Source organism: Streptomyces sp. CNQ329 (assembly GCF_000482585.1).
This window is the reverse complement of the sequence record NZ_AXVU01000012.1, coordinates 1-20,607: the sequence shown is the minus strand read 5'-3', so window position 1 is coordinate 20,607 and position 20,607 is coordinate 1. Positions and strand designations below refer to the sequence as shown.

Genomic DNA, 20,607 nt, shown 5'->3' with positions numbered 1-20,607 from the left:
CCACGGCGGTCGTGCCGGCGCCTGCCCGGTGCCGTGTGCTTCTCCCACCCTAAGGGGAGGACGGAGCGCGTCGGCAGGCCGGACTGTCGCAATCGGCAACGGATGTGTCACCGTTCAGAACACCGGCCCCGCGGGGGCCGTCGCACCCACGCGGGCCCGTCCGCCCGACGGCCGGTCAGAACACGGGGTTTGCGGTCAGCGACCCCGTATAGAGGACGAACACGCGGTTGTTCGCGGCGGCCATGGTCCAGTCGTCCCGCTCCCGTGACGTCCGGCGGTCCTCCCACGCCAGCCTGCCCTTGACGATGTCGTAGACCTTCAACGCGTCGGGGTCGACGCTCGACGTGGTCCCGCACCACACCGCGTTCCCCTGGACCACCGGCGGGTACCGCAGGGCGACCGCCAGGGCGTCGGCCGTGAACTCGACCTCCCTCGTCTTCGCGTTCATGGCGGTGAGCGTCGCGTCGTTCACGGCGAAGAGCAGGCCGCCGTCCAGCGCCGGTGCGGACCAGATGTACTCGCCCTTCGGCTTCTCGTTCCACTCCGGCTCACCGTCGCCCTTCAGGGCGTACGCCGTCAGCCCGTCCCCGCCCGCGTACACGAAGCCCCCGCCCACCGCGCACGGCATGGCGTAGGAACTGCGCTTCGGGGTGTCCCACACCGTCGTGCCGTCCGCGGTGTCGACCACCGCGAGCTTGCCGTCCGAGCCGGAGAGCACCAGCATGCCGTCGGCGGTCGTGGCCCACGCGGGCTTGCTGACGGTCGACTTGACCGGCAGCTCGACCGTCCACCGCTCCTTGCCCCCGGTGTCCACCGCGCGCAGCTCGCCGTCCTTCGTCGTCAGGTACGCCCCGCCCGTGTCGCCCGCGAGCACCACCGCCGCCCGCGCGCCCGGCGCCGACCACTGCTCGCGCCGGTCGCGGCCCCGCAGCCCGTACACGGCGCCGTCGGCGTCCGCCGCGGCGAAGGTGTTCTCGTCGAGCGCCGCCGCGCGGGCCGCCGCGGCGGCGTCCTCCTGGCGCCACTTCTCCCGGCCGGTGCGTATGTCCAGGCCCGCGATGCTGCCGTCGGCCATCGCGACGACCAGCGTCTGGCGCAGCGGAAGCACCAGCGGCGCATCGGAGTTGAGCCCGCTGACCGGGCCCCAGAGCGCCGCGGGTGCGTTGTCGGCGCTGTACCCCTTCAGCCGCTGCGCCGCCCACGGGTCGCGCTTGGGCGGCGCGGTCGTGCCGCCGTCGTCCTTGCCCAGCCACCACCAGGCGGCCGTGCCCGCGCTCGCCGCCACCACCGCGCCGCCGGTGCCGAGCGCGACCAGCAGCCGCCGCCGGGAGGGCCCCGGCACCTGGGTGTCGCCGGCCGCGGGGAGCGCGGCGAGGCGGGCCGCCTCCTGCTCGCGGCCCGAGATGTCCTCGGCGAGGGGGCCCTGCCGCCAGACGGCCTCGGCGCCGGGCGGCGGGGCGAGGGCGGCGGCGATCTGCGGGGGAGTGGGCCGGTACGCGGGGTCCTTGGCCAGGCACGGGGCGATCAGCGGGTACAGGTCGGGCGGCAGCCCTTCGAGCCGCGGCTCGCCGTGCACCACCTCGTACTGCACGGCGGCCACATGGCTGCCCTGGTACGCCGTCCGCCCGGTCGCCGCCAGCGTGAGCACGGCGCCCAGCGCGAAGACGTCCGCCGGCGGGCCCACGCGCCGCCCGAGCACCTGCTCGGGCGGCCCGTAGCCGGGGGTGACGGGGGCCTCGCCGGTGCTGGTGAGGGTGAGGCCGTGCTCGGGGCGGGCGATGCCGAAGTCGATGATGCGCGGTCCCGCCGCGGTCAGCACGATGTTGGGCGGCTTGACGTCGCGGTGGACGAGGCCGGCCGCGTGGATGTCGGTGAGCGTGTGCGCCAGCGCCGCGCCGACCGCGCGCAGCGCCGTGCCGTCCAGCGGCCCGTAGCGCTCGACGGCCTCGGCGAGGGTCGGCCCGGCGAGGAACTCGCAGGCGATCCACGGCCGGCCGCCCTCCGTCTCCGCGCCCAGCACCCGGGCCACTCCCGGGCTCTGCACGGCCTGCGCGGCGTGCGCCTCGCGGACGAAGCGCTGCGCCAGGTTCGACTGGTGGGCCAGCTCCGGCCGCAGCACCTTGATCGCGGCGGGGCGGCCGGAGGAGTCCCGGCCGAGGTACACCTTGCCCATGCCGCCCGCGCCGAGCACGCCGATGAGGCGGTACGGGCCGAGGCGCAGCGGGTCTCCGGTGCCGAGGGGTTTCATGGACGTACCGCTCCTGGTGGAAGTTCCTACTGAAGGGGGAGCCCGCGTACTTCGGCGGCGGTGACGACGAGGACGACCTTGGCGTCTTCCTGTTCGAGGACCATGGGGCGCTCGTTGTCCTCGGGCCCCCGGTACGACCAGGCCGTCTTGTGCTCCTTCAAGTCGACGGCCCGCACCCAGTCACGCCCGCCGGTGCCCACGTAGGCGTACTTCTCGCCGATCACGGGTGCGACGATGAACGCCTGCGGCCCGGCCCAGTCGGCCTCGGCCTCCCACTCGACCTCGCCGCTGGCGCCGTCGACGGCGAGGAGCCCGTTGCCGTTCTCGACGACGTAGACCTTGCCGTCCTTGACCGCGGGGGTGCCGTACAGGCGGGTGTCCGGGCCCAGGGCGGTGCGGGCCTCGCGGTCCTCGCCGAGGGACCAGCCCACCTCGCCGTCGGACAGCCTCAGCGCGGTCAGGTCGCGCAGGCCGAGGAGCACGTGGCCCTTGGCGGTGGGGAACTGCTGCAGCCCGGCGAGCGACTCGCGGTCGGCCTTGGGCGCCTCCCAGGTCCAGCGCACCTCGCCGGTCCTGGCGTCGAGACACGTCAGGGTCGACTCCACGCGGATGAGCGCCTCGTTCTTCGTCAGCGCAGTGGCGTACGAGGGACCGGTGTCCGGCGACTTGTTGTCGAACCCCCACAGCAGCTCGCCGGTCTTCATGTCCGCGGCCACGAACTGCGAGGTCCACGGCGTCTTCTCGACGATGCGCTTCTTCGTCTTCTTGTCCCGGTAGACGCGGGTCACCCAGCGGGCGGTCGCGCGCATCAGCACGATGCCGTTCTCGGCCGCCTCGATGGCCGTCCCCTTGATGTCCGCGCCGTTGAAGACGACGCTCTCCTCCTGCTCGCCCGACTCGGGGTCGTTGGTGAAGAGGGCGTGGGTGCCCTCGCCCGAGACGCTGCGGCTGGCGATGGAGTAGAACGCGGAGTCGTCGCCGATGATGCCGGTGGTCGGGGAGAGGAGTTCGCTGACGCCCCGCAGCTTGCCGCTGCGCGCGTCGACGAACTGCCCGCCGCCGGTGGTCGTGAGGAGCAGCACGTAGTTGCCGGTGATGGCCAGGCTGAACGCGCCGCCACCGCCGACGACCGGGCGCATCCACTTCTCCTTCGGCGCGGCCGGCTTCTTCGCCCTGGGCCTGGCCTCCGGCTCCTTGCCGTCGTCGCGGAGGAACGCCCACGCCCCCGCCCCCGCGCCGCCGACCGCCACGGCGCCCGCACCCGCGAGCGCCAGCACCTTCCGCCGCGACGGGCCCTTGTCCCCGCCGAACTGCGTTTCCATGGCGGCCTGCTCCGGCGACGGCAGCCGGGGCGGCTGCGGCTGCCAGGCGACGGCGGCCCGGCGCAGGATGTCGGCGTGCAGCGCGTCCGGGAGATGGTCGGCGAAGTCGGCCGTGCCGCCCGGCAGGCCCTCGGCGAGCAGCCCCGCCAGCTCGTCGGTGCCCGGGCGGACCTCCGGCTCCTTGGCCAGGCAGCGCTGCAGCAGCGGCAGCAGCCCCGCGGGCACGCCGGACAGGTCGGCCTCGCCGTAGCGCACCCGGTAGAGCAGGTCCGCGGCCTGGCCGCCGCCGAAGGGGCCGTGGCCCGTACAGGCGAAGACCAGCACGCCGGCCAGCGCGAACACGTCGCCGACCGGGGTGTGTTCGACGCCCGACGCCTGCTCGGGCGACATGAAGGCGGGCGTGCCCGCGGCGGTGCCGGTACGGGTCAGACGATCGTCGCCCGCGGCGCGCGCGATGCCGAAGTCGATGACCTTCGGCCCCGCCGACGTCAGCAGGATGTTCGACGGCTTGAGGTCGCGGTGGACGACGCCGGAGCGGTGCAGTTGGCCCAGCGCCTCGCAGAGCGCGGCGCCCAGCGCCCGGGTCGTGGTCTCCGGCAGCGGGCCGCACACCGCCACCGCCTCGTCCAGCGGCGGGCCGAGGACGTACTCGGTCGCCAGCCACGGCGTCTCCGCCAGCGGGTCGGCGTCGACGACCTCGGCCCCGTAGTGGTCGCCGATGACGCGGGCGGCGTCGGTCTCCAGCCGGAAGCGGGTGCGGAACTCCGCGCCCGCGGTGCCGGCTTCGCCGCTGACGAGGTCGGCGTGCATGGTCTTCAGCGCCACAGTGCGCCCGCCCGCGGAGCGGGCGAGGTAGACGGTGCCCATGCCGCCGCTGCCGAGGCGGGCGACCAGCCGGTACGGGCCGAGTTGCTGCGGATCGTCGTGGGTGAGGGGCGTAGCCATGATCAGTCCACCGGGAGTGCGTAGAGGGCGTCCTTGGACAGGACGAGGGCGATGCCGTCGTCGGCGGCGAGCACCCGGCCGGAGACGCCGGTGCCGTCGTCGAACGACGAGCCGGCCTCGCTGACCGTCGCGAACCGCCACAGCGGCGCGCCGTCGCGGGTGCGGAACGCCTGCACCTCGGCGTCGTTGCTGTAGAAGAGGGTGCCGCCGGTGCCGCTGAGCACGACGTCGGTGACGTCGAACCGGCCGCCGGAGTAGACCGGGGTGCGCCACAGCGGCTTGCCGTTCCGTATCGACACCGCCGCCACCTGGGCGCCCTGCGTGCCGTACAGCACGCGCGACCGGGCGTCGGTGAGCTCCGCGAAGAAGTGGTCCTTCATCGGGCGCTCCCACACCTTCTTGGCGCCGCGTGTCTCGAACCCCCGCAGCGTGTCGGCGTCGTTGTCCGGGCTGACGAGCATCCCGGCCCCGGTCAGGAAGGTGCTGGGGCCGGCGTAGTCCTCGATCCCCTCGAACTTCTGTTCCCACGCCTCGTCGCCGGTGCGCCGGTCGAGGGCGAGGTAGGCGAAGTCGAAGCCGGAGGTGGGGGCGCTGGGGATGAGCAGTTCGCGACCGCGGACCTTCATCCTCTCGCCGTCGCTGAGCGGGTTGTCGTTCAGGTCGCCGTAGCCCTTGGGCAGCGGTTTGTTCCACACCTCTTCGCGCTTGCGGGTGTCGTACGCGACCATGGCGAACTTCTCCAGGTCGGAGCCGACGGTGGCCAGGAAGTAGACGATCCCGTCGACGGCACCGGCGGCCTTCTGGAAGGACAGCTTGCCGTTCAGCGTGTAGTCGTCGATGGCACCCTTCGACTTGCCGGCGGCGAGGTCCACGACCTCCATGCCGCCCATCGACGGCGTGACGAGCGCCTGGCCCCGGCCGAGGTCGAGCGGAACCCCGTCCGCGAACACGTCGGAGTCCCACGCCTTCTTGCCGGTGCGCGCGTTCACGGCGACGAGCGCGCCCATCGTCTCCACCACGGCGATCCTGCCGATGAGGCCGACCGCCCTGGCCTCCTGGCCCTGCAGCGGGTAGTGCCACAGCGGCTTGGGCGCGGCTCCCTTCGCGGGGGTGGTGCGGTAGACCGGCGGATCCTCCCTCGTCGCACGGCGGTACGCGTAGGCGCCGCCCCCGCCGACGGCCAGGCCGGCGGCGCCGAAGGCGAGCCCGCGCAGCAGGGCGCGGCGCCCCGGGCGGGGCGGGTGCACGGAGGTCTCGCCCGCACCCGCGCCGGCCGACGTGTCCGGCGTCTGCCCGGCGGGAGGGCCGCCGGGCGCACCCGGCCCCGGCGGCGGGCTGAGCGGGCCCTGCGCCGGAAGCGCCGGCACCTGGGTGGTCAGCGCCGCGGCGACGGCCCCGGGCACCTGCTCCTGCCCCGGTTCCGCCGGCAGGGCCTGCTGCGCCTGCTGGAGCTGCTGCAGCAGCGCGTCCGCGCGGGGGCGCTGCGCGGGGTCCTGCGCCAGACAGCCGGCCAGGACCGGGGCCAGCGGCTCCGGCAGCGTGCCCGGGTCGGGGGAGTGGGCGCCGGCGGCCGCGTACGCCAGCACCACGCCCAGCGCGTAGATGTCGCCCAGCGGGCGCGGCACACCGCCGGCGTGCTGCTCCGGCGGCAGCCAGGCGGGCGGCAGCCCGGGCACCGCGGTACGCGGGCCGTCGCCCGGCGCCGCCGCGCGCACCGCGCCGTACGCCACGAGCCGCGGCCCGGCGGAGGTCAGCAGCACGGCGGCGGGCGTCAGCCCCGCGTACACCAGGCCCTGCGCGTGCGCCTGCAGCACCGCGGCGGCCAGCGACACCCCCATCCGGCAGACGTACGGCACCGGCAGGGGCCCGCCGTACGCCGCCAGCGCCGCGGGCAGCGGCAGCGCGGGCGCGCAGTCGTACGCCACCCACGGCTCCTCGTCCTGCGGCGCCACTCCGGCCACCGGCGCGGCGGCCGGTCCCGCCAGCCGCGCCGACGTACCGGCCTCGGAGGCGAACCGGACCCGGAAGCCGGGGTCGGCGGCGAGCGCCGCGGGCGGCGTCATCAGCACCACGACCCGGCCCAGCGGCTCGCTGAACGCCAGATGGAACTGCGGCCCGTCGTCGCCGGGCCCGCCCTCCGGGGCGTGCGGGCCCAGCGGCGCGACGATCCGGTGCGGGCCCACCCTCTGCTGCGGGCCGCCGGCCGTGCCGGCCGTGCCGCCGTGGGGCCCGCCGGAGCCGGTCAACGTGTGCATACGAACAATCCCCCTTGGCGCCGCGCGTTCAGTCCAGCGGCAGCGCGTACACGCTGCTCCCGCTCGCGACCACGGCCGTGTTCTTACCGACCGCCACCCGGCGACGGTGAGCGTACTTCGGCTTGCCCGGCCGCATGTCGGTGAACCGCCACAGCAGGTCGCCGCCGTCCGTGTCGTACGCCAGCACCTGCGTGTCATCGCCCGCGATCAGCAACCGCTCGTCGGGCGTGACGTGCAGCGCGGGGGCCTGGACGAGCACCCCGACATACGAGAGCTCCGGGTTGCGCTTCCACTGCTCCTCACCCGAGTCGCTCGCCACCGTGTGCACGGCACGGAACGTGTCGAGGGCGTGGACCATCTTCCCCTGCACGGTGGGCGGGCCGAAGTTCTGCGGGTTGGTGCTCTCCATCTCCTCGTCCCACGGCTCCGCGGTCAGGTCCCACAGCTCGGCGCCGCCGGCGCCCGCGTCGTACCCGCGCATGACCTTGCCGGCGGTGGCGACCAGCAGATCCTTGCCGGCCGCGGCCCAGTGGCCGCCCGCCATCCCGGCGTACTCCTGTGCCCACCGCTCCTCGCCGCTGGCGAGGTCGAGCGCGGAGACCCTGACCGGCTTGTCGCGGTGCGTCGCGTCCTCGTCGGCCTCGGGCACCAGGACGACCGAGCCGCCGAGGAAGAGCGCGGCGGTCGCGGCGGCCGAGCCGGGGGAGCGCCACAGCTCGCGCCGCTTCGCGAGGTCGTAGCCGACGACGGTCAGCTCGTCGCCCTCCTCGACGGTGAACGCCACGGTGTCACCGGCCACGCCGAGGAGCGTGCCGTACGGCGTCCTGCCGCCCCGGCGGAACTTCTCCGCCGTCCAGGCGACCGAGCCGTCCGTCGCGTCGAGCACCGTCAGGTCCTTGCCGGGCACGAGCACCATGCCGTCGCCGAGGGGTACCGCGGGGCCGGCCGGGCCGATCTCGGACTGCTCCCACAGCTCGTCGCCGGTGCGCAGGTCCAGCGCGAAGACGCCGGACTTCGCGACGACCAGTGCGGCGGAGTCCCCGGCGACCACCGGCGGCCCGACCGGCTCGACCTTGCCCAGGCCCTTGCCCCACAGCACGGAGGGCGGGGCGCCGGTCAGCCGCTTCGTGCCCGTGTTGCGGGAGGCCAGCCGCTCCGCGGTGGTCGGCGGCGGAGGCGGGTCCTCGGCGGTCGCGGCCCAGGCCGCGGCGCCGCCGGCCGCGACGCCCACGGCCCCGCCGGCGATGCCGGCGAGCAGGGCGCGGCGGGTGGCCGGGCGGCCGACGACGGTGGCGTCGCCGATCAGCTCCGGGCTGCCGGGGGTGTCGCCGGCGAGCGCCGCGAGGAAGGCGGGGTCCGGCTCGGTCTCGGCGGCGAGCACGTCGGCGGCCTGGAGCGCCAGGGCGGCGCTGACCCGGCGGGGCAGCCAGCCGGGGGCCAGGGCGGCGCCGGAGCGGGTCGTCGCGGCGTCCAGGACGGTCCCGGCGGCGGCCGGAGCCGCTGCCCCGGGAAGGCCGCCGGGCGCGGCGGCGCGGAGCAGCTCCGGCAGCAGCGCGGCGGCGGTGGGCCGGCGGGCGGGGTCGGGGTGGAGGCAGGGCTCCAGGAGGGCGCGGAGCGCGGGCTGGAGGAGGTCCAGCGGGTTCGCGGGGGCGCCGTAGGGGTCGGAGGCGTAGGGATCCGGGGCGTACGGGTCTTCGCCGTACCCGGGATCGCCCGTGAGCGGGTCCGCCGCCGGGCCGTCCCCGGGGACCCGGCCGGTCGCGGCGTACAGGAGCACCGCGGCCAGCGCGTAGACGTCCCCCAGGGGCCGCGGGCGCCCGCCCGCGGCCTGCTCCGGCGGCAGGAACTCCGGCAGGAGCCCGGCCAGGCTCTCGCGCGGGCTGCCGTCGGCGCCCGCCGTGCTCACCGTGCCGAACCCGGTCAGCAACGGGCCGTCACCGGTGAGCAGCACCGCCGTCGGGTCGAGCCCGCCGTGCGCCACCCCCGCGGCGTGCAGCGCCGCCAGCGTCTCCGCCAGGGCCGCGCCCACGGCATGGACGGTGCGTTCCGGCAGCGGGCCCTGCTGGGCGTCGAGCGCGGCGGGCAGCGGCAGCGCCGGCCGGTACGGCATCGCCCACCAGGGCGCACCGAAGGTGGACAGCTCGCTCACCGGCGCCAGCCACGGGCCGCCCGTGCCGCCGAGGCGCTGGGCCTCTGCGGCGGCGGCCTGGAAGCGCCCGGCGTGGCCGTGGTCGGCGGCCGTCGCCTCGGCGCGCGGTGCGGTGATCAGGACAGTGCGTTCACCCCCCGGCGCCTGCGCGATGTAGCGCGCGGCCGGCGCACGCATCTCGCCGGCGTCCGCATCCAGACGCCCCACCGGCCGGTACGCCCCGAACTGCTCGGGGTCGTCGAGTCGCAGCGGTTCCATACCCCCTCCTAGGAACTGGCGCACGCAGCCTACCGGGGACGGCGGGGGTCCGGGCCGGGCGGGGGTAAGCGGGGCGCCTGGCCGGGCGGGGGGTAAGCGGGGCTCCGGGACGGGCGGGGGGTAAATAGTCCCGTCCGGCAGAGGAGAAAGCCCCGCGCGAGGGCCGCACATTCTTATCCGGAAGTGGCGTCCACCACATGCCTCCAAAGGAATCCTAAACAGATTAGTAGGCGCATCGGACGAGGGTCCGGGACTTTCGCCTCTGTGGTCGCCGGACTTTCGGCAGGGGGCTCCGCCGGACTTATGGACACGGCTCAGGCGTGCCGCTCTGACCTGGGTATATGACGGATTTCAGTCCTCTTCGGTGCCCTCCGGGGTGGTTCTCGCGGGTGGTCCGCAGGGGTGTGCGAGGGGCGGAAAAGACCATTTCATCACTACGACCCCGGCTCGTACCAAGGGTCCTTGTCCGCGTCGGTTCGGCGCGTTACCAAGGTGGAGCGACCTCGGAGCGCAGCCGGGGTCGAGACCTTGTCTGGAGGGAATTCCGAGAATGTTCAAGCACGCCAAGCTCACCGCCCCCATAGCCACCTCCGCCATGCTCGCCGCCGGCGCCGGCATGGTCGTCGCCCTCGGCTCGGGGGTGGCCACGGCCGACAGCAAGCCCGACTGGGTCAAGCCCGTCACGGCCGACTACGACATCACCGGCAAGTACAACCAGGGCGGTGCCCGCTGGGCCGCGAAGCACAGCGGTCAGGACTTCGCCGCCCCCACGGGCACGAAGGTCCACGCGGCCAGCAAGGGCACCGTGGTCACGGCCGGCTGGGGCGGTGCCTACGGCAACAACATCGTGATCAAGCACAGCGACGGCGTGTACACCCAGTACGGCCACCTGTCCAAGATCGATGTCTCGGTCGGCGAGTCGGTCAACGCCAAGGAAGAGATCGGAAAGATCGGCACGACCGGTAACTCCACCGGCCCGCACCTGCACTTCGAGGTCCGCACCACTCCCGACTACGGTTCCGCCGTCGACCCGGTCGCGTTCCTGAACAAGCACGGCGTCAAGATCTGACCTCGTCCCCGGCTCCGCCGGGCGGCGCCGTGCGGCGGTCCCCGGGCCGCCGCACGGCTGATAGGCTGACGGACGGTTCGCGTGAGCGCCCCCGTATCCCTCGGGTGAGGCGCCGCGACCGCCCCGCCTGCCGAGTCACCGCAGATTCCCTGTGACCAAAACCAGGGACGCTCGGCGGCGCCGACCCGAGGAGTAGGACATGTCGCTCGACACCGCGACCAAGAAGAAGATCATGGCCGAGTACGCCACGAAGGAAGGCGACACCGGCTCCCCCGAGGTGCAGGTCGCGATGCTCACCCAGCGCATCAGTGACCTGACCGAGCACCTGAAGACCCACAAGCACGACCACCACTCGCGCCGCGGTCTGCTCCTGCTCGTCGGCCGCCGTCGCCGGCTGCTGCAGTACCTGGCGAAGAAGGACATCGCCCGCTTCCGTACGCTGGTCGAGCGCCTCGGCATCCGCCGCGGCGCCGCCGGCGCCCGCTAGCGCCGTACGAGGGAGCGGCCCCCGCCCCAGGGGGCCGCTCCCTCGGCGTATGCCCGCACTGCTCGGGTTGTCGCCCGGACGCCGGGCCGGTCCGTCCGTACGGACCCTTACCGAACGGTTGCCAGCCAGCCGTCGAGACGCCGCCGGGGTGACTTGTACTCTGGTCGGCAGGACATCAGCACAGAGTGAATACGGGGAGCAACCGCCCGCAGCCGCCGGACCTGTGCCGACAGCGGGCGCCGGTCCTCGGTAGTGGCCCTCGGAGCACGCGGACGGCGCGCACCCCGGTGGCTTCGATCGAAGACCGGCCCGGCCTACAGCCGCTCATCCGGCCCGAGCCTGCCGCGCGGGTGCTCCACCGCTCACTGCCCACGCCACACGGGCGTGGGTGCAGACGAGGAGAATTTCCTGGTGGAGAACGAAACCCACTACAGCGAGGCCGTCATCGACAACGGCTCGTTCGGCACCCGCACCATCCGCTTCGAGACCGGCCGGCTCGCCAAGCTGGCCGCGGGCTCCGCCGTCGCCTACCTCGACGACGAGACCATGGTTCTCGCGGCGACCAGTGCCTCCAAGCAACCCAAGGACCAGCTCGACTTCTTCCCCCTGACGGTGGACGTGGAAGAGCGCATGTACGCCATCGGCAAGATCCCCGGCTCCTTCTTCCGCCGCGAGGGCCGCCCCAGCGAGGACGCCATCCTCACCTGCCGGCTCATCGACCGCCCGCTGCGCCCCTCGTTCAAGAAGGGCCTGCGCAACGAGATCCAGATCGTCGCCACCATCGAGGCGCTCAACCCCGACCACCTCTACGACGTGGTCGCCATCAACGCCGCCTCCGCCTCCACCCAGTTGGCGGGCCTGCCCTTCTCCGGCCCCATCGGCGGCACCCGCGTCGCCCTCATCCGCGGCCAGTGGGTGGCCTTCCCCACCCACACCGAGCTGGAGGAGGCCGTCTTCGACATGGTCGTCGCCGGCCGTGTCCTCGAGGACGGCGACGTCGCGATCATGATGGTCGAGGCCGAGGCCACCGACCAGACCGTCGAGCTGGTCAAGGGGGGCGCCACCGCGCCGACCGAGGAGATCGTCGCCGCCGGCCTGGAGGCCGCCAAGCCCTTCATCAAGACCCTCTGCAAGGCGCAGGCCGACCTCGCCGCCAAGGCCGCCAAGCCCACCGGCGAGTTCCCCGTCTTCCTCGACTACCAGGACGACGTGCTGGCGGCGCTCACCCAGGCCGTCCGCGACGAGCTGGCCCAGGCCCTCACCATCAGCAACAAGCTGGAGCGTGAGGCCGAGCTGGACCGCGTCAAGGACGTCGCGGCCGAGAAGCTGCTGCCGCAGTTCGAGGGCCGCGAGAAGGAGATCTCCGCGGCGTACCGCGCGCTCACCAAGGAACTGGTGCGCGAGCGCGTCATCCGCGAAAAGGTCCGCATCGACGGCCGCGGAGTCACCGACATCCGGCCGCTGGCCGTCGAGGTCGAGGCGATCCCGCGGGTGCACGGCTCGGCGCTCTTCGAGCGCGGCGAGACCCAGATCATGGGCGTGACGACGCTGAACATGCTGCGCATGGAGCAGCAGCTCGACACCCTCAACCCGGTGACGCGCAAGCGCTACATGCACAACTACATCTTCCCGCCGTACTCCACCGGCGAGACCGGCCGCGTGGGCACTCCCAAGCGGCGCGAGATCGGCCACGGTGCGCTTGCCGAGCGCGCCATCCTGCCGGTGCTGCCCAGCCGCGAGGACTTCCCGTACGCGATCCGCCAGGTCTCCGAGGCCCTCGGCTCCAACGGCTCGACGTCCATGGGCTCCGTCTGCGCCTCGACGATGTCGCTGCTGAACGCCGGTGTGCCGCTGAAGGCCCCGGTCGCCGGCATCGCCATGGGCCTGATCTCCAAGGAGATCGAGGGCGAGACGCGCTACGTGACGCTGACCGACATCCTCGGCGCAGAGGACGCCTTCGGCGACATGGACTTCAAGGTCGCCGGCACCAAGGAGTTCGTCACCGCCCTGCAGCTCGACACCAAGCTCGACGGCATCCCCGCCTCCGTGCTGGCCGCGGCCCTGACGCAGGCCCGCGACGCCCGGCTGCACATCCTCGACGTGATGATGGAGGCCATCGACCGGCCGGACGAGATGTCCCCGCACGCCCCGCGGATCATCACCATCAAGATCCCCGTGGACAAGATCGGTGAGGTCATCGGCCCCAAGGGCAAGATGATCAACCAGATCCAGGAGGACACCGGCGCCGAGATCACCATCGAGGACGACGGCACGATCTACATCGGCGCCGCCGACGGCCCCGCCGCCGAGGCCGCGCGCACGACCATCAACGGCATCGCCAACCCGACGATGCCGGAGGTCGGCGAGCGCTACCTGGGCACGGTCGTGAAGACCACCTCCTTCGGCGCCTTCGTCTCCCTGCTGCCCGGCAAGGACGGTCTGCTGCACATCTCGCAGATCCGCAAGCTCGCCGGCGGCAAGCGCGTCGAGAACGTCGAGGACGTCCTCGGCGTCGGCCAGAAGGTCCAGGTCGAGATCGCCGAGATCGACCAGCGCGGCAAGCTGTCCCTCATCCCCGTCCTGGAGGACGAGGACAAGGGCGGCGACGACGCCGGGAAGTCCGGGGACGAGTCCGAGAAGTGACCCTTCCCCGCAGCATGCGGAAGGCGGCCCGCCCCCCGTACCGGGGGCGGGCCGTCCCCCGTCCGCGCTCCACCGCAGCGACGGCCCCGGAGGGCACCGCCGGCGCCGACGGCACCGGCACCGTACGCAGGACGGTGCTGCCCGGCGGGCTGCGCGTGCTCACCGAGACCCTCCCGGCCGTCCGCTCCGCCACCTTCGGCATCTGGGCGCACGTCGGTTCCCGTGACGAGACCCCCGCGCTCGGCGGTGCCACGCACTACCTGGAGCACCTGCTCTTCAAGGGCACCAGGACGCGCTCCGCCCTCGACATCTCCGCGCCCATCGACGCGGTCGGCGGCGAGATGAACGCGTTCACGGCCAAGGAGTACACCTGCTACTACGCGCGGGTCCTCGACACGGACCTGCCGCTGGCCATCGACATCGTCTGCGACATGCTCACCGGCTCCGTCATCCGCGCGGAGGACGTCGAGGCCGAACGCGGCGTCGTCCTCGAAGAGATCGCGATGACGGAGGACGACCCCGGCGACTGCGTCCACGACCTCTTCGCCCGCACGATGCTCGGCGACACTCCCCTCGGCCGCCCCGTCCTCGGCACCGTCGAGACCGTCACGGGGCTCACCCGCGACCGCGTCGCCCGCTTCTACCAGCGCCACTACGTGCCCACCCGGCTCGTCGTCGCCGCCGCGGGCAACGTCGACCACGACGACGTCGTACGCCGCGTGGCCGCCGCCTTCGACCGGGCCGGCGCCCTCGACGCCGCCGACGCGGCCCCGCACGGTCCCCGCGCCGGCAGCCGCGCGCTGCGTACCGCGGGCCGCTTCGATCTCCAGGAGCGCCGCACCGAGCAGACCCACCTCGTCCTCGGCGCCCCCGGCGTCGGCCGGCACGACGAGCGCCGCTGGGCGCTCAGCGTGCTGTCCGCGGCGCTCGGCGGAGGCATGAGCTCCCGGCTCTTCCAGGAGATCAGGGAGAAGCGCGGCCTGGCCTACTCCGTGTACTCCTACACCTCCGGCTTCGCCGACTGCGGCCTCTTCGGCGTCTACGCCGGCTGCCGCCCCGGGCAGGCCGCCGACGTGCTCAAGCTCTGCCGCGAGGAGCTGGCGCACGTCGCCCGGCACGGCCTGGCCGACGACGAGGTCTCCCGCGCCGTCGGCCAGTTGTGCGGCTCCCTGGTGCTGGGGCTGGAGGACACCGGCGCGCTGATGCACCGCCTCGGCAAGAGCGAGCTGTGCTGGGGCGAGCAGATGTCCGTCGACGACATCCTGGCCCGGATCCGCGCCGTCACCCCCGACGACGTACGTGAGGTGGCGGCGAGTGTCCTGGGCCGCCGCCCGTCCCTCTCCGTCATCGGGCCGGTGACGGACCGGCAGGCCACGGCGCTCCAGGAGGCCGTGGCCTGAGCGGGACCGACATCCCATCGACACCGGAGGTAGTACGCGCATGACCACCCCGCTCAAGGTCGGCGTCATCGGCGCCCTCGGCCGTATCGGCTCCGAGGCCGCGCGGGCGGTCGAGGCCGCCGACGACATGGATCTCGTCGCCGCCGTCGACCGCGACGACGACCTCGCGGAGCTGACGAAGGCCGGCGCCGAGGTCGCCGTCGAGCTGACCCATCCGGACTCCGCCCCCGCCAACGTCGACTTCTGCGTACGCCACCGAATCCACGCCGTCGTCGGCACCACCGGCTGGACCGACGAGCGGCTCGACGCCCTGCGCGCCCGGCTCGCCGACAGCCCCGGCACCGGCGTGCTCATCGCCCCCAACTTCTCCCTCGGGGCCGTCCTGACCATGCACTTCGCCCGGCAGGCCGCCCGGTTCTACGAGTCCGCCGAGGTCGTGGAGCTGCACCACCCGAACAAGGCCGACGCCCCGTCCGGTACCGCCACCCGCACCGCCCGGCTCATCGCCGAGGCCCGCCGCGAGGCCGGCCTGCCGCCGCAGCCCGACGCCACCGCCACCGCCCTGCCCGGCGCCCGCGGCGCCGACGTCGACGGAGTGCCCGTGCACGCCGTACGGCTGCGGGGGCTCCTCGCCCACCAGGAGGTGCTGCTCGGCGACACGGGGGAGACCCTCACCATCCGGCACGACTCGCTGCACCACAGCAGCTTCATGCCGGGCATCCTGCTCGCCGCCCGCCGGGTGCGGGAGACCCCGGGCCTGACGGTCGGCCTGGAACACTTCCTCGACCTCGGCTGACGCCGTCCGGGGCCCGCCGATGCGCTCGAAGATCACCTACATCGTTCTGTCGGCCGTGCTGGCCGTCTACTTCTTCCTCGCCGGCACGCGCGGCTGGTACCTGGTGCGCGAGGGCACACCGGTGACCGTCGCCCTCGGCATCGCCGTGCTGGTGCTCCCCGCCATCGGCATCTGGTTCCTGTGGCAGACCACCGCCTTCGCGCGCGCCGCGAACGCGCTGGCGCGGGAGCTGGACGCCGAGGGCGGCCTGCCGGTCGACGAGCTGAAGCGCATGCCCAGCGGCCGTATCGACCGGGACTCGGCCGACGAGGTCTTCCACCGGCGCAAGGCGGAGACGGAGGCGGCGCCCGAGGACTGGCGGTGCTGGTTCCGGCTGGCGGTCGCGTACCACGACGCGCGCGACACCCCGCGGGCCCGCAAGGCGATGCAGCGGGCGATCACGCTGCACAAGGCGGCGGGCTAGCCGGGCACACGCCCGGGCAGCGCACCGGGCGTGTCAGCGCAGCTCCGTCGCCCAGGCCTCGACGGTGTCGGCCGCCCGGTCGAACGCCTCGGGACGGCTGAGGAAGTCGGCGTTGCTGTCCGTCAGCAGCGGCCGCAGCGGCGCCGGCGCGCCGCCCCGCCCGCGCCGCCGCGCCCCCGGGGTCACCAGGAGCGCCTGCCCCTGGACCGTACGCGGCATACCGAGCCACTTCACCGGCTGCTGCACGGTCTGTACGGCGGCGATCTCGTCCCACGCCAGCGTGACGGTGTGGAACAGATGCACCTGCCGCAGCCCGTGCGCACTCACCCACACCCCGACGCGCAGCAGCCGCAGCGCCGCCGCGATGAAGGCCACCGCCACGCCCGCGCACGTCAGCGCGCCCGTGACCGAGTCGGCGAGCAGCATGATGACCGTCGCGAAGAGGAGATACGAGGCCAGCAGCAGCTCGACGGCGGCCATGAGCACCCGCCAGGGCCCCGGGCGGTACGGCCGGCGCCAGCGGTCACGGTCGGCGTAGGGGAGGGGGGCGTCGCCGGCGACGTCTCCGAAGTCGCGGTCGGCGGTCAGAAAGGGCAGTGGCACGCCTGCGAGGCTAGCGAGGCCCCGGCGCGGCCACCACCCCGGGGGTGCGGACGAGGCACCCGAGACTGCTGTGACCCCTGACACGCGCGGCGTCAGGGGGTCTGCACGGTCTCCTTGTCCTGCGCGGACCCCGGGTCGTCGGTGAGCTGCATCGCCGGGACGCCGAACACCACGGCGCCGACCAGCCCCGCCACTATCAGCACGCCCACCAGCACGCGCCCGGCGATCTCCCCGATCCCGGCGCGCGGCACGGGCGGCGGCACGGGGACGTCGCTGCGGAAGCGGTCGGCCTCCGCTATGAAGGCGAACGGAACGGGCTCACGCCGACGGCGAAGCATGCTGGTCCACCACCTCGGGGCTCCTGGGGTTTGTCGACTTGGCTCCTGCCGTCCGGTCAACGTCGGAACGTCCCGCAAAGTGCCCAGATCCAGGGCCATGTGCTGAATACCCCTCAAAGGTACCAAGGCGCCGACGGCACCCGGGGTGCCGGTGCGGTCGCCGGGCACGCGGAAACCGCCGTGAAATGTCTGGAATGGTGGTTATTGCGATGTTCGCCTAGGCTGAGGAGACGAACCCGGTACTGCTTGAACCCCCGAGCAGGCAGTGCCGGGTTCTCCCGTGCCTGCCGCACCGCAGGCCACCCAAGCGCGCACTCCGGGCATTCTTACGAGTAGCGTGTCACTCATGGCTCCGACATCCACCCCGCAGACGCCCTTCGGACGGATGCTGACCGCCATGGTCACGCCGTTCACCCCCGACGGCGCCCTCGACCTCGACGGCGCCCAGCGACTCGCCGCCCACCTCGTCGACGCAGGCAACGACGGGCTGGTACTCAACGGCACCACCGGTGAGTCCCCCACCACCAGCGATGCGGAGAAAGCCCAGCTCGTCCGGGCCGTGGTGGACGCCGTCGGCGACCGGGCCCACATCGTCGCCGGAGCCTCGACGAACGACACCCGGCACAGCATCGAGCTGGCCCGCGCCGCCCAGGACGCCGGCGCCCACGGCCTGCTGACCGTCACCCCGTACTACAGCAAGCCGCCGCAGCAGGGCCTCTACGCCCACTTCAAGGCCATCGCCGACGCCACCGACCTGCCCGTGATGCTCTACGACATCCCCGGCCGCAGCGGCGTCCCGATCAACACCGAGACCATGGTCCGGCTGGCCGAGCACCCCCGGATCGTCGCCAACAAGGACGCCAAGGGCGACCTCGGCCGTGCGAGCTGGGCCATCGCCCAGACCGGCCTCGCCTGGTACTCCGGTGACGACATGCTGAACCTGCCGCTGCTGTCCGTCGGCGGCGTCGGCTTCGTCTCCGTCGTCGGCCACCTCGTCACCCCCGAACTGGTCGCCCTCGTCGAGGCGTACACGGGCGGCGACGTGACCAAGGCGACCGAACTGCACCAGCAACTGCTCCCGGTCTACACCGGCATGTTCCGCACCCAGGGCGTCATCACCGTCAAGGCGGCGCTCGCCCTGCGGCAGATGCCCGGCGGTCCGCTGCGGCTGCCGCTCGTCGGGCTCTCGCCGGAGGAGACCGAGCAGCTCAAGCGCGACCTCAAGGGCGGAGGCGTGCACGTATAGCCGTAGGCGCCCGGCCGTATACGTCGCACACCCGCCGTCCTCACCGCCGCAGAGACGTCACAACCGCATACCGAGAAACCCGCGGCGCGGCTTCGCAGAAGCCGCCGCCGCACGCATCCATGTGCGCCCCGCCCGGGCCCGCCGCCGGGACCCGGCCGGTGCGCATGGTGAGGAGAGACCTTTGAGCCATCCCCATCCCGAACTCGGCCCGCCCCCCGCCCTCGCGGAGGGCGCGCTGCGCGTCACGCCCCTCGGCGGACTCGGCGAGATCGGCCGCAACATGACCGTCCTGGAATACGGCGGCCGTCTGCTGATCGTCGACTGCGGCGTCCTCTTCCCCGAGGAGGAACAGCCCGGGGTCGACCTGATCCTCCCCGACTTCTCCACCATCCGGGACCGCCTCGACGACATCGAGGGCATCGTCCTCACGCACGGGCACGAGGACCACATCGGCGCCGTTCCCTACCTGCTCCGCGAGAAGGCGGACATCCCCCTGATCGGCTCCAAGCTGACCCTCGCCCTCATCGAGGCCAAGCTCCAGGAGCACCGCATCCGCCCGTACACCCTCCAGGTCGCCGAGGGCGGCCGGGAGCGGATCGGGCCCTTCGACTGCGAGTTCGTCTCCGTCAACCACTCCATCCCGGACAGCCTCGCCGTCGCCGTCCGCACCCCCGCGGGCGTCGTCGTGCACACCGGCGACTTCAAGATGGACCAACTGCCCCTCGACGGCCGCCTCACCGACCTGCCCGCCTTCGCGCGCCTCGGCGAGGAGGGCATCGACCTGCTGCTCGTCGACTCCACCAACGCCGAGGTCCCGGGGTTCGTCGCACCGGAGAAGGACATCTCCGGCGTACTGCGGGGAGTGTTCGCGGCGGCGCAGCGAAGGATCATCGTGGCGAGCTTCGCCAGTCACGTGCACCGCATCCAGCAGGTCCTGGACGCGGCGCACGCGTACGGCCGCAAGGTCGCCTTCGTCGGCCGCTCCATGGTCCGCAACATGGGCATCGCCCGCGACCTCGGCTACCTGCGCGTGCCCGCCGGTCTCGTCGTCGACGTGAAGACCCTCGACGACCTGCCGGACCACGAGGTCGTCCTCGTCTGCACGGGCTCGCAGGGCGAGCCGATGGCCGCCCTGTCCCGCATGGCCAACCGCGACCACCAGATCCGTATCGTCGCCGGCGACACGGTCATCCTCGCCTCGTCCCTGATCCCGGGGAACGAGAACGCGGTCTACCGCGTGATCAACGGCCTTACCCGCTGGGGCGCCAACGTCGTCCACAAGGGCAACGCCAAGGTGCACGTCTCGGGTCACGCCTCGGCCGGTGAACTCCTGTACTTCTACAACATCTGCAAGCCCCGCAACGTGATGCCGGTCCACGGCGAATGGCGCCACCTGCGCGCGAACGCCGAACTCGCGGCGGCGACCGGCGTCCGCGCCGACCGCATCGTCATCGCCGAGGACGGCGTGGCCGTCGACCTGGTCGACGGGGTCGCGAAGATCTCCGGCAAGGTCCAGGCGGGATACGTGTACGTCGACGGCCTGTCCGTCGGCGACGTGACGGAGTCCTCGCTCAAGGACCGCAGGATCCTCGGCGAGGAGGGCATCATCAGCGTCTTCGTCGTCGTGGACAGCACCACGGGCAAGATCGTCGGCGGTCCTCATGTCCAAAGCCGCGGCTCGGGCATCGAGGACGCGGCGTTCCGGGACGTCATCCCGAAGCTGGAGGAAGCCCTCGCCAAGTCCGCTTCGGACGGCGTCGCCGAGACACACCAGCTCCAGCAGTTGGTCCGGCGCACCGTCGGCAAGTGGGTCTCTGACACCTTCCGCCGTCGTCCGATGATCCTCCCGGTCGTCGTCGAGGTCTGACGCCGCCCCGACCGGGCCCGACCCCCCCGCCCCGGCCCCCACTCCCGCCTCGGACGTTGCCCCAGGCGGGGGTTGGGGCCGGGCCGATTTGCACGAGGGGCGGACGGTCCAGTAGGTTGACGTCACCGCCCGATGAGCCCGAGGGCTTTCGTGCCCACTCAACTGGGCCCGAGGGGCGGTCATTTCAACCCGGAGAAGCTGTTAGGGTTGGAACACACCGAAGGGAAACGCCCGGAGAAGCCCGGTGAGGGTTTTGATGGAAGTGTCCGTTCTTTGAGAACTCAACAGTGTGCCAAGTAGTCGATGCCAAGTGTTTGATGTAGTGACACAGCAGTAAGCGAGGCAGACTCGTTTCTGTGATGCTGCTACGGGGGCCTGGTTTTTCTGGGTCCTTATGTATGCATTTACGGAGAGTTTGATCCTGGCTCAGGACGAACGCTGGCGGCGTGCTTAACACATGCAAGTCGAACGATGATCCGGTTTCGGCCGGGGATTAGTGGCGAACGGGTGAGTAACAC

General features: G+C 72.9%; 14 protein-coding genes and 1 rRNA gene. 9 read left to right on the top strand and 6 right to left on the bottom strand.

Translation table 11 applies throughout. The features are described 5' to 3' along the window. Window positions 1-175: 175 nt before the first annotated feature. Genes I003_RS0110350 through I003_RS0110335 form a run of 4 tightly spaced genes read right to left on the bottom strand, consistent with a single transcriptional unit; the run spans window position 176 to window position 9,177 of the window. Window positions 176-2,248 carry a protein kinase domain-containing protein gene (locus I003_RS0110350; RefSeq protein ID WP_027771455.1) on the bottom strand — a complete coding sequence of 691 codons (2,073 nt, stop codon included), beginning with the start codon at window positions 2,246-2,248 and terminating at the stop codon, window positions 176-178. 26 nt (window positions 2,249-2,274) lie between these two features. Next, on the bottom strand, window positions 2,275-4,515 hold the full coding sequence (locus I003_RS31905; protein ID WP_051368177.1) for a protein kinase domain-containing protein: 2,241 nt from the start codon (window positions 4,513-4,515) through the stop codon (window positions 2,275-2,277). A gap of 2 nt (window positions 4,516-4,517) precedes the next feature. Next, the gene (locus tag I003_RS0110340; protein WP_027771454.1) at window positions 4,518-6,770 is read right to left on the bottom strand and encodes an outer membrane protein assembly factor BamB family protein; all 2,253 of its coding nucleotides are present in this window, start codon (window positions 6,768-6,770) and stop codon (window positions 4,518-4,520) included. Window positions 6,771-6,798: 28 nt separating this feature from the next. Beyond that, complete coding sequence (locus I003_RS0110335) at window positions 6,799-9,177, bottom strand: outer membrane protein assembly factor BamB family protein (protein WP_027771453.1); 2,379 nt, start codon at window positions 9,175-9,177, stop codon at window positions 6,799-6,801. Between the two features lie 550 nt (window positions 9,178-9,727). Here I003_RS0110335 and I003_RS0110330 point away from each other — a divergent pair. The 6 genes from I003_RS0110330 (at window position 9,728) to I003_RS0110305 (ending at window position 16,035) form a co-directional block, all read left to right on the top strand. Further along, entirely contained in the window at window positions 9,728-10,246 is a 519-nt protein-coding gene (locus I003_RS0110330) for a M23 family metallopeptidase (RefSeq protein ID WP_027771452.1), read from the top strand. 199 nt (window positions 10,247-10,445) lie between these two features. Further along, window positions 10,446-10,733 carry a 30S ribosomal protein S15 gene (gene rpsO / locus I003_RS0110325; RefSeq protein WP_027771451.1) on the top strand — a complete coding sequence of 96 codons (288 nt, stop codon included), beginning with the start codon at window positions 10,446-10,448 and terminating at the stop codon, window positions 10,731-10,733. A 411-nt stretch (window positions 10,734-11,144) separates the two neighbouring features. Continuing rightward, window positions 11,145-13,376, top strand: a complete 2,232-nt coding sequence (locus I003_RS0110320) for a polyribonucleotide nucleotidyltransferase (RefSeq protein WP_027771450.1) — start codon at window positions 11,145-11,147, stop codon at window positions 13,374-13,376. A 14-nt stretch (window positions 13,377-13,390) separates the two neighbouring features. Next, window positions 13,391-14,776, top strand: coding sequence for a M16 family metallopeptidase (locus I003_RS0110315; protein ID WP_027771449.1), 1,386 nt, complete (start codon window positions 13,391-13,393; stop codon window positions 14,774-14,776). Window positions 14,777-14,816: 40 nt separating this feature from the next. Then, a complete protein-coding gene (gene dapB / locus I003_RS0110310; protein ID WP_027771448.1) occupies window positions 14,817-15,572 on the top strand; it encodes a 4-hydroxy-tetrahydrodipicolinate reductase in 756 nt (251 codons plus the stop codon). A gap of 19 nt (window positions 15,573-15,591) precedes the next feature. Continuing rightward, window positions 15,592-16,035, top strand: coding sequence for a hypothetical protein (locus I003_RS0110305; protein ID WP_027771447.1), 444 nt, complete (start codon window positions 15,592-15,594; stop codon window positions 16,033-16,035). A gap of 33 nt (window positions 16,036-16,068) precedes the next feature. Here the strand turns inward: I003_RS0110305 and I003_RS0110300 are convergent, their stop codons facing one another. Both I003_RS0110300 and I003_RS0110295 read right to left on the bottom strand, forming a co-directional pair. Next, window positions 16,069-16,638, bottom strand: a complete 570-nt coding sequence (locus I003_RS0110300; protein ID WP_027771446.1) for a hypothetical protein — start codon at window positions 16,636-16,638, stop codon at window positions 16,069-16,071. 92 nt (window positions 16,639-16,730) lie between these two features. Further along, the gene (locus I003_RS0110295; RefSeq protein ID WP_027771445.1) at window positions 16,731-16,976 is read right to left on the bottom strand and encodes a hypothetical protein; all 246 of its coding nucleotides are present in this window, start codon (window positions 16,974-16,976) and stop codon (window positions 16,731-16,733) included. A 346-nt stretch (window positions 16,977-17,322) separates the two neighbouring features. On the opposite strand from I003_RS0110295, the gene dapA reads away from it, so the two are divergent. From dapA to I003_RS0110280, 3 genes are all read left to right on the top strand, one after another. Then, window positions 17,323-18,222 carry a 4-hydroxy-tetrahydrodipicolinate synthase gene (gene dapA / locus I003_RS0110290; RefSeq protein ID WP_027771444.1) on the top strand — a complete coding sequence of 300 codons (900 nt, stop codon included), beginning with the start codon at window positions 17,323-17,325 and terminating at the stop codon, window positions 18,220-18,222. 181 nt (window positions 18,223-18,403) lie between these two features. Further along, on the top strand, window positions 18,404-20,089 hold the full coding sequence (locus I003_RS0110285) for a ribonuclease J (protein ID WP_027771443.1): 1,686 nt from the start codon (window positions 18,404-18,406) through the stop codon (window positions 20,087-20,089). Between the two features lie 403 nt (window positions 20,090-20,492). Continuing rightward, a 16S ribosomal RNA gene (locus I003_RS0110280) occupies window positions 20,493-20,607 on the top strand; the annotation flags it as partial.